We start from the raw sequence: 9,188 nt of genomic DNA, 5'->3' as shown, positions 1-9,188 counted from the left end.
TACTCATTGGGCTTGGCCTTTCTCATTCCTTGAGGTGGGGGTCTTCTCGACTGAAATAATAAATTGATCAGCTCGTCAACCAACGATTAGTCATTAATTGTAAACCCATACAATTCAAGCAAGGCACCCACGACAATAGCCCAACTACCAACAAATAAAAGGATCTTCCCTGTCGTTTCTTGCTCGTTAATCCTTGATATATGTCCGGATGACTCAATAGCTGAACCGACTGCGATAAACTCATTTCCTAGCACTTCTACTCTCCCTCTTCTTGTTGGCCTTGCAGATAATCCAACAGCTTCAAACCCTGCTCCTACGGATTGAACGCCACTTCCTAATGCATTTAAAGGTGTGCCTTCTTCTTCATTTCCTTGAATCTCTAAGGTTGTCGCCACTGCGTTTGTCGTGTTACCTGCTGCTTGAATCCAACAACCGATAATCGTATAAAGATCGGGTTGAAATCGCTCTTTTTCAAATTGTTTTGTCCGTCCAATGGCTTGAAGCGTATTCGCAACGGCTTCAACGCCATTCCCTTGAATAACCAAGACTCTTCCACTTTCCTCATTATAAATGGATTCTCTTGTTTGTCCGACTGCTGCAATCACCGTACCCACCACTAAAAGAATCGCACCTGCAATAATTAACTCTTCGTCGCTACCTATTTCTTGATTCATTTTATCCCCACCGTTCACGTGTACATATGTTAGTGTATTCAGTTTAGGGAAGATGTGCATGTAACAGTGATAACCCGATTTTATTCCTCCACATAATAAATCCCTTCTAGTTGCAATAACATTCTTTTCATATCGAGACCACCGCGATAGCCTGTGATTTTCCCGCTTTTCCCTATGACTCTATGACAGGGAATGGCAATCATAACTGGGTTTGCACCGATGGCAGCTCCGACTGCACGAACGGATGAAGGGCGGCCGATTTTCTCCGCAATATCTGAATACGCACACGTTTCACCGTACGGAATATCCATTAACGCAAGCCATACTTCTTCTTGAAAAGCCGTACCATTCACGTCAACTGAAAGTGAAAATGTTTTTCTTTGTCCGCTTATGTATTGTTGTAACTCTTTTATATAAGGCTGAAGTGCAGACTCATTTTCTTCAAAGACCGCACCTAGAAACCGCTTTTTAACAGCAGTCATACACGCTTCTACGTCTTCTCCTGGTGATCCAACATAGCAAAGTCCTTTTTCTGTTTTAGCAAGATAAACAGTTATTTCATCTGTTTTTAATACACCCCACTGAATGGTTATCATTTTACTGTTCACTCCTTCTTTTACTAGAGACAAAATTAACCCGATACGTTCCGTTTCTATCAATTCCTACATATAGTATACTAGATGAAAGGATCAACTTACATCTTAAAGGAGAGGAAACATGAGCAATCAATGGTTAGAATGGGCAAGGCGAATTCAGTCGATTTCGCAGGCTGGTCTGACGTTCTCAAAAGATGTGTTTGATATTGAGCGCTATGAGGAGCTTCAGAAACTAAGTGCTGAAATCATGGCTTCTTATACAAATATGAAACCGCATCAAATTATGGACCTATTTAAGCAAGAAAAAGGTTATCAAACTCCAAAAGTAGATGTGCGTGGCGTCGTCTTTCAAAATGGAAAGCTATTATTAGTAAAAGAAAAACATGATCATAAGTGGGCACTGCCTGGAGGGTTTTGCGAAGTTGGACTATCTCCTAGTGAAAATGTTGTAAAAGAAATAAAAGAAGAAGCAGGCTATGACGTTGTTGCAACGAAACTACTAGCTATACTCGATATGAACAAGCACCCTCATCCACCACAACTTTATCATTATTATAAGTTCTTTATTCAATGCGACATTGTCGGAGGAGAAGCACTCATCGGAACCGAAACGAGTGATGTAAACTTTTTCTCTGAAACGAACCTACCTACTCTTTCAACATCACGAAATACCCTTTCGCAACTTCACATGCTGTTTGATTATGGGCGAAATCCTAACAAACCTGTAACGATCGATTAAAAAAAGAAGACAAGCGTGACGAATCATGCGTACACCTCGTCTTTTTCACTTTGTTGACTGATCACTTGTTCGACTTCAAGTTACTGTAAAGAAGAACGATGATACTGTTTAAAAAGCAAAGCACTCTCGCTAACACAAATACCATCAATATAAAAAAGCAAGCTGAGCAAAAAATTGCTTAGCTTGCTTTTTATTTCTTATTTCACAGTCGGGAAGCCAAAACCTGATGCGTAATCATCACCCGCAGCTGCCCCACTTCCACTTAAAATGTCGTTACCTTTCGCACGGTTTTGAATTTCAGTACGAAGTTGATCAGCCGTTAAACTCGGATTGGATGCCCAAATTTTCGCTGCTAAACCTGATACATGTGGAGTCGCCATAGACGTTCCACTAATTGTGTTATATGATCCATCAAACCACGTTGATTCGATTGCACGACCAGGAGCAGACACTTCTACATCACGTTCTTGAATGACATAGTCGCCATCAGTTGAAGATACACCGCGAGATGAGAAATCCGCCACACGGTACGTCCCATTTTCTTGTACGTTCTCTAATGCAGCGACTGCCATCGCATCCACTAATGCACCTGGATAGCCGATTGTGTTTTCACTTGGTCCTTCGTTACCAGCCGCTGCGACAACGAGCACCCCTTTATTTTTCGCATACGTAACTGCATCAGAGATTAACGTATTTTTAGATGCAGCACCTAATGACATGGAGATGACTGTTTTTTGTCCTAAACGTGTGGCTTCATCAGCCGCGTGACGAATCGCATTGGCAATATCATCAGAATAACCTGATCCACGGTCCCCAAGTACTTTGTATGCCCATAGTTTTGATTCTGGCGCAACACCGTAAATGCCCTTCCCATCAGATCCACCGTTTGCTAACACAGTTCCCGCTACGTGTGTACCGTGACCATTTTTATCACTGCACGAGTTATCAACAAGCGGAGATTTACGCTGTGTAAAGTCTTTACATTGATTAGCCGTTCCCGCTAAGTCTGGGTGAGCTATGTTCACACCCGTATCTAATACCGCTACTGCTACGCCACTTCCACCTGATGTGGTCGCAATGGATTTATTTTGATACATTGCTTCGATTCCCCACGGAGTTTGATCGCTCGGTGTTGTACGAGTCGTCGTGCCACCTCCTGGTTTTGCCGCTGTTGTTACGATGTCAACAAGTTCTACTTTAACATTTTTATTTTTTTGAAGCGCCTCATATTGTTTTTGGTTCATTTCCGTTGTAAATCCTTTTTTACCAAAATCCGACCGCACTTCATAGTTAGCTTTTGCACGTTGAGCTGCGTGTTCGTTTGTTGAAGTAATTAACACACGAACCGTTTTCCCTTCGTCTACTTGAGCTGTTGCTGTCGATGCATACATTGGCATTGCAATCATCGCGCCCATAACTAAACTACTGACTACTTTTACCTTTTTCATACCTTTTCCCCCTTTAACTAGTTTGAAAAATCTAAAAATTTAGATTGTAATCTATCTTATCATAGAGGTAGAATGTCAGGTATTGAGAAACATGGTGAGTTTACTAGTTTAATAGAGTATAAAATGCCACTCTATCAGAAAGTCACTAGTTCTTTACACCTAGTTACATATGATGCAATGATGAAGGATTTCGAATATAATAAGTGTAGAATCAATTGTAATTTGAGGGGGTGATGGTGTGGCAATAAGGAGAGTGCCAGAGTTAGTAGCAGCTCATGCAAAGCCTAGCATCAATCGGGCGATTCTTTGCATGAGGTAGAAATCATTAATCGCCTACCGACATGACGTTTCATTGATCATAGGCTTTGCACCTTATTTAAGATGATTAAAAATAAGGAGCGAGCAATGATGAAATACGTAAAAGCAACTGCTGTTTTACCAGAACAGCTACTAACTGAAATTCAAAAGTATATACAAGGTGAAACGATCTACATTCCGAAGCCGAAAGCTACTCGCCAAAAATGGGGATCGCAATCAGGTGAACGGAAGCGGTTAGATGAACGAAACGCAGCGATTAAGCAAGCATTTCGAAATGGAACATCCATTACAAGGCTAGCAGATGAGCATTTCCTGTCTACTGAAACGATCAAGAAAATTGTATACTCGAAATGACTGTAAAGGCACGGATGATCTTTCATTTGTGCCTTTTTGTATCGATATGCCGAGTTTCATTCTAAATGATTGTCGCCATTGAATCATCACCTCCCATTAGGTAAAGTAAAAGCAGGAGTGATAAAAATGGAACCTTTTATTCGAAGTGATCAGTACAATTTCATAAAAGAACAAGCGCAAATACTAATCAACGCCCATAGTACGGTGAATGAAGCTCACGTTTTAAACGCATTAAAAGCAATCACGATTGAAAAAGTGGAAAATCAATTTTCAGCGCTAACAGACGCCCAAGCGCCACTTATTCACACGATTATGGATATCACAGATCGACTAGAGGCTGATAAAGCATTAGAACAACTAAAGTCTTCTGTCATTCCGTTTCAGATGATTAAAAGTGAAACGCTTCAAAAGCTTTTTCCAAAAGCAAAAAAACTCAAACTTCCTTCGTTTCCTGACTTAGACTTAAAAGAAACGACATTTTTAGGCTGGGACGACAAAGGCTCAGGTCGTAGATACATCGTTGCTCCCTATAAAGGAAAACTGACAGGTCTACACGGGACATTTACAAAAATGAATCAAAAAGGAATGTGTACGCTCTGTCATAAATACGAAGATCTTGGGATGTTTTTGTACGAGAAAAAAGGAAAAGAACCTGGAACGTTCACAAAACGAGGCAATTACATTTGTTATGACGCACAAACATGTAGCTCACAAGTGACGTCACTTGAGAAAATTGAGGAATTTGTAGAATTACTTAAAAAGTGAGTATGTGAAGTGGACATCCTATCAGTTAGAAGACGATGTGATGTCCATTTTCTATTTTAATCGCGTGACTCTAAGTACTCTTTTAACGATTCAAATTGTTCCATGTAAAGCCCTTTTGTTAGCCAGCCAAATAGTTTGATCATGATTTTATAATAGAAGTTACTTGGCTCTACTTCTAAATGCATCACGACGCGTGTGCGGTTTGCTGCCAGTGATTCACAAATGTATGTTATTTTGTTAACTCCTTCTTTTGTATTAGACTGAGCCGTCGTCTTATACGGCGCATCATATTCAAGTAACGTTCCTTCAAATGCGTATTCTTTCTTTCCTATTTTTGTCACACTCGTGTATTTCGTTCCAGGCTTATAGGTATGTCGGTCTTCCTCTGACTCGTAGCGATTTTCAACAAATAGACTATTCCATTGTTTAATCTGCTCATCTTCGTTAATCGCCGCAAATACCTCTTCTTGTGGTGCGTTAATGACAACTTCAACTGTATATTTCAACCTATTTCTCCTCTTTCTACTAAACTATGAGAAGATTATAGCACGGACTCTCTTTTTATGACGCTATTTTTCTAAAAAATAACGTGTACAACTTCAGTGTTTCTTATCACTTCACGCCTTTCCTTTCCACCCTTGCCTTCGTGAGAGTGGGACATAACGAAATGATTCCTTCTCAAAAACGAACAATACCGTTTCTGTCATCGTGATGTTACAACAACAAGTTCATTCCATTTCGCTCCAGTCACTCGCTTTCCGCAGGGAGGAACCCGAGCCTCCTCGTTCCTGCGGGGTCTCAGTCTTTCCTCTATTTCCCGCAAGAGTCGAGTTTCCTACGCTCCATTCCACTATTCTTTTAAACTGGTTTTTTAACCAAAAATACCCGAACTATAAATAGAGTATATTATAAATAGTTCGGATTTATTATCAACTGACACACTTATGTCCCAGCCTCGATTGAAAAAGCTATGACCTAGAAGGATATACACTTGAAACATTTGCATGTTGTCATACAAATCCCTTATAGTCATGGTATGAATAACTAATCGTTACACTGCAAAGTTATGGCTTTACTCGAAGAAGTTGATTACATATTTTTTTGAATAGAGGAGGACGATAAACATGACAAAGCTCATTGCGATTGACTTAGATGGAACGCTATTGAACAACGAAAATGAAATTAGCAACGAAAATCTACAAGCGATAAAAGACGCTCAAGCACAAGGTGTGGAAGTGGTTGTCGCGACAGGTCGTGCGGCGTTTGATGTGAAACAGATTTTTGCCAAAACAGATGTAAAAACGTGGATCATCGCTGCAAACGGAGCAACCATTCACGAACCAACGGGTGAGCAATACGTATCGGTTCCGATGGAAAAAACAGAAGCGCTTGCTATTTTAAAGTGGCTCGAAGAAAACGACTATTATTATGAAGTGTTTAGTGATGAAGCAATTTATACACCACAAAATGGTCGAGAGCTTATTGCAATTGAAATGGATCGTTTAAAAAGCGCAAACCCAGAACTAGATGTAGAGTCGTTACAACTGGCTGCTTCTAAACAGTTCAGTCAGTCAGGTTTTGCGTTTATCCCATCTTATACAGAACTCGAAAATCAGTCCTTACCAATCTACAACATTTTAGCGTTCTCATTTGATGAAGAGAAACTCACAAACGGCTGGAATCGCTTTAAGGACCGTCAAGATCTTACACTTGTTACATCAGCAAACCATAACTTTGAGCTTGAACATAAAGATGCGTCAAAAGGAAACGCGTTAAAACGATTAGCTGACCACTTACAACTTTCGTTAGATGAATCGGCTGCTATTGGCGACAGTATGAACGATTACTCGATGCTCTCTGTTGTCAAAACAGGTATTGCAATGGGAGATGCTCGCCAAGAAATCAAAGACATCGCAACATTTGTAACGAAAGAAAACGATGAGCATGGTGTAGCGCATGCCATTTATCGTCTGTTAAAGAGAAAGTGAATGAACGATAAAAAGTGAGGACTGAAACAAAAGGCACGAAGAACGCTCCTGCTTAATTCAGTCCTCTTTTTACGTTCCTGATTTAGTATGGTGATCTTTCCATTCCGTTCGACATTTGCATCACCTTTTTCACTTCAGCTAAAAACACATCATAGTTCAGTTTAATCCCAATTCTCGTTTGACCAGTGACGCCTTTTGGTCGTAAGTCAATATAGGAAAGTCCTTTAACATCTCCTTGTTCAACTACTTTTACGTCATAGTAAATGTAGTCAGCAACCTTTGAATTAACAATCATAACAAGTGGCACAATGTCATGAATTGGCGCACCGACAATGCCTGGCGATAACTCTTGATAGGCGCGAAAATAATATTGGAAAATCGGTCGAACCATGAAATAGTAAGGGTTTTTCACTGTTCTAGCAATTTCATCAATCACTTCAGGTGTTAAATATGCTTCATTGGTGACGTTTAATGGTGCAATCGTTAAATTATGGGCAAATTTTAAGATGAAATTAGAGGAAGTCGGATCTCCGTGAAAATTCGCTTCAGCAAGTGGGGTGACGTTTCCTGGTTTAAAGAAAGAGCCTCCCATTACATAAAATGCTCCGACTTTTTGAATTTGTTCATTAAATAAAATAAACGCAGATGCTAGTGTCGTTGAACGTCCCACATCCACAATGATTAATTCTTCTTTATAATGTTCAATGAGGACTCGAATTGTATCAAACGGATATACATAATAGACGAGATCATCTGGTGGCTGAATTGGACCAATGCCATTTTCACCGTGAATTTGTGGATAATAAATGACATCTTCTTGTTGAACGGGTTGAGCAGCACCTGGAATTACTGGGACATTTGGCTGTCCAGCTAGCTGCAATAAATAAGCTGCGTTACGAGTTGCTTGTTCTTTCGTCACGTTTCCAAAACTAGTAACGACACCAACGAGTTCTATATCAGGGCTTAACAAAGCATACATAATCGCAATCGCATCATCAATACCCGGATCACAAAAAAGCAGTACTTTTTTTACCATAAACGCCTCCTTCTTATTCCATTTTTTGTAATATTATATATGTATCTTTTCTATTAAATAGCACCTATTGTTCCTTTCATAACTGAAAAAGAGCCCCTTCTTCCTAAAGGGCCCATCTTTATAAGACGTCTCTTATGCGTTCTTTTTTCAAATTGATAATAAATAAAGCGGCTGTTAGGCCTACGAGACTAAGTAGTAAAACCGGCCAAAGGTGCTGTGGCAAAAAGACACTTGTTACGTCTTTTACTATGTAATCAATACCAATGACAATTAGTAAAAACATAACCGGAATTTGACTACCAATATTCGTCATGTAGTTTGGCGTCATACTTGAAAGGTAAGCAACAAGCAATAACAAAGAAAATCCGACGATGTAAATTCCGACAATTGTTAAGAGGATGTAATGCAAAAACGTGAGATCGTACCATGATAGTAAGTAATTAAAAATAGAGTTCATGTGTAACGGTAGAAACATCGATGTTCCGTTTCCTTTATATAGCACAAAGAACAGAAGCAATTGTAACGTGATAACAGCTGTCGTTGCGATCAATGCCGCAACGAACTTGTGCGAAAACGATCTTCTTCCTACTTTTGACGTATATTGAAGCAAGATGACGTTGTTTTTTCGATCTTGTAAATAGAGTGGGGTGACCATCGTCATGATGCTTAAGAAAATAAGCAAGGCAACATTTCCGATGAGGTTGTTGTAGTTTTCATACACAACCCAGCTCATTGTCGAGGTATGTTGCTTCTCTTCCAGTAGTTCATCAATGCGACTTTTCTGCTTTTCAGTTAACGGATCAATTGACATAGCGTGACCGAAACGTTCTGGATGTTCATACTGTGTAATGATCCCCTCTCTTGCTTGCATCTCCCAAAATACATCCACTTCTTCTTCAAAAAGAATGCGGTCTCGAACTTTATTAACGGTTTGATCGTCTCTTTCATACGCTCTAAACTTCTCATAAGAATCAATCCCTGCATTTACTAGCTCTTTTTGTGAATCGATGTAGGTTTCTGCTTCTTGCTTTTGTTGTTCATAGATACGCTTAAAGTTCTCAAACTCTGCTTCATCCATCCACTCTCCGTACTCATCAATCATTTGTTTCGCTACGTTAAATTCATCTGTAGCAGGGCGACCATTTGGGAAATGATCAAAATCAAACATGATAAATAAATGATAAAATACAAACGTAACAAGGCCGAGAAGGATGACCGTTTTAAGCGTGAACATCTTTTTTAACTCATTCCAAATCATCATTGTTTTCGC

The 9,188-nt window shown here is 39.7% G+C and carries 10 protein-coding genes; 4 read left to right on the top strand and 6 right to left on the bottom strand.

What is annotated here, in order from left to right; all coding sequences use genetic code 11:
- Positions 1-86: 86 nt before the first annotated feature.
- Together DIS06_RS03450 and DIS06_RS03445 are read right to left on the bottom strand one after the other, a co-directional pair.
- Positions 87-674: a DUF6944 family repetitive protein gene (locus DIS06_RS03450; RefSeq protein ID WP_162595861.1), complete on the bottom strand. Its 588-nt coding sequence runs from the start codon at positions 672-674 to the stop codon at positions 87-89.
- An 80-nt stretch (positions 675-754) separates the two neighbouring features.
- Positions 755-1,270 carry a methylated-DNA--[protein]-cysteine S-methyltransferase gene (locus DIS06_RS03445; protein WP_204166742.1) on the bottom strand — a complete coding sequence of 172 codons (516 nt, stop codon included), beginning with the start codon at positions 1,268-1,270 and terminating at the stop codon, positions 755-757.
- A 121-nt stretch (positions 1,271-1,391) separates the two neighbouring features.
- Between DIS06_RS03445 and DIS06_RS03440 the strand changes: the two genes are divergently transcribed.
- Entirely contained in the window at positions 1,392-2,009 is a 618-nt protein-coding gene (locus DIS06_RS03440; RefSeq protein ID WP_110111869.1) for an NUDIX hydrolase, read from the top strand.
- Between the two features lie 197 nt (positions 2,010-2,206).
- Here DIS06_RS03440 and DIS06_RS03435 read toward each other — a convergent pair whose 3' ends face one another.
- Positions 2,207-3,457, bottom strand: coding sequence for a S8 family peptidase (locus DIS06_RS03435; RefSeq protein WP_110111868.1), 1,251 nt, complete (start codon positions 3,455-3,457; stop codon positions 2,207-2,209).
- 408 nt (positions 3,458-3,865) lie between these two features.
- Here DIS06_RS03435 and DIS06_RS03430 point away from each other — a divergent pair, with 408 nt between their 5' ends.
- Both DIS06_RS03430 and DIS06_RS03425 read left to right on the top strand, forming a co-directional pair.
- Positions 3,866-4,129, top strand: a complete 264-nt coding sequence (locus tag DIS06_RS03430) for a CD3324 family protein (protein ID WP_110111867.1) — start codon at positions 3,866-3,868, stop codon at positions 4,127-4,129.
- Positions 4,130-4,255: 126 nt separating this feature from the next.
- Positions 4,256-4,894, top strand: a complete 639-nt coding sequence (locus DIS06_RS03425) for a FusB/FusC family EF-G-binding protein (protein ID WP_110111866.1) — start codon at positions 4,256-4,258, stop codon at positions 4,892-4,894.
- A 56-nt stretch (positions 4,895-4,950) separates the two neighbouring features.
- On the opposite strand, the gene DIS06_RS03420 is transcribed toward DIS06_RS03425, so the two are convergent.
- Complete coding sequence (locus tag DIS06_RS03420; protein WP_110111865.1) at positions 4,951-5,400, bottom strand: SRPBCC family protein; 450 nt, start codon at positions 5,398-5,400, stop codon at positions 4,951-4,953.
- Positions 5,401-6,018: 618 nt separating this feature from the next.
- On the opposite strand from DIS06_RS03420, the gene DIS06_RS03415 reads away from it, so the two are divergent.
- Entirely contained in the window at positions 6,019-6,882 is an 864-nt protein-coding gene (locus tag DIS06_RS03415; protein WP_110111864.1) for a Cof-type HAD-IIB family hydrolase, read from the top strand.
- 82 nt (positions 6,883-6,964) lie between these two features.
- On the opposite strand, the gene DIS06_RS03410 is transcribed toward DIS06_RS03415, so the two are convergent.
- Both DIS06_RS03410 and DIS06_RS03405 read right to left on the bottom strand, forming a co-directional pair.
- Complete coding sequence (locus DIS06_RS03410; RefSeq protein WP_110111863.1) at positions 6,965-7,918, bottom strand: nucleoside hydrolase; 954 nt, start codon at positions 7,916-7,918, stop codon at positions 6,965-6,967.
- A gap of 118 nt (positions 7,919-8,036) precedes the next feature.
- Positions 8,037-9,179, bottom strand: coding sequence for an ABC transporter permease (locus DIS06_RS03405; protein WP_110111862.1), 1,143 nt, complete (start codon positions 9,177-9,179; stop codon positions 8,037-8,039).
- Positions 9,180-9,188: the final 9 nt, after the last annotated feature.

It is taken from the genome of Bacillus sp. CGMCC 1.16541 (genome assembly GCF_003184905.1).
Taxonomy (GTDB): Bacteria; Bacillota; Bacilli; order Bacillales; family Bacillaceae_H; genus Priestia.
This window is presented reverse-complemented; position numbering and strand designations above follow the sequence as displayed.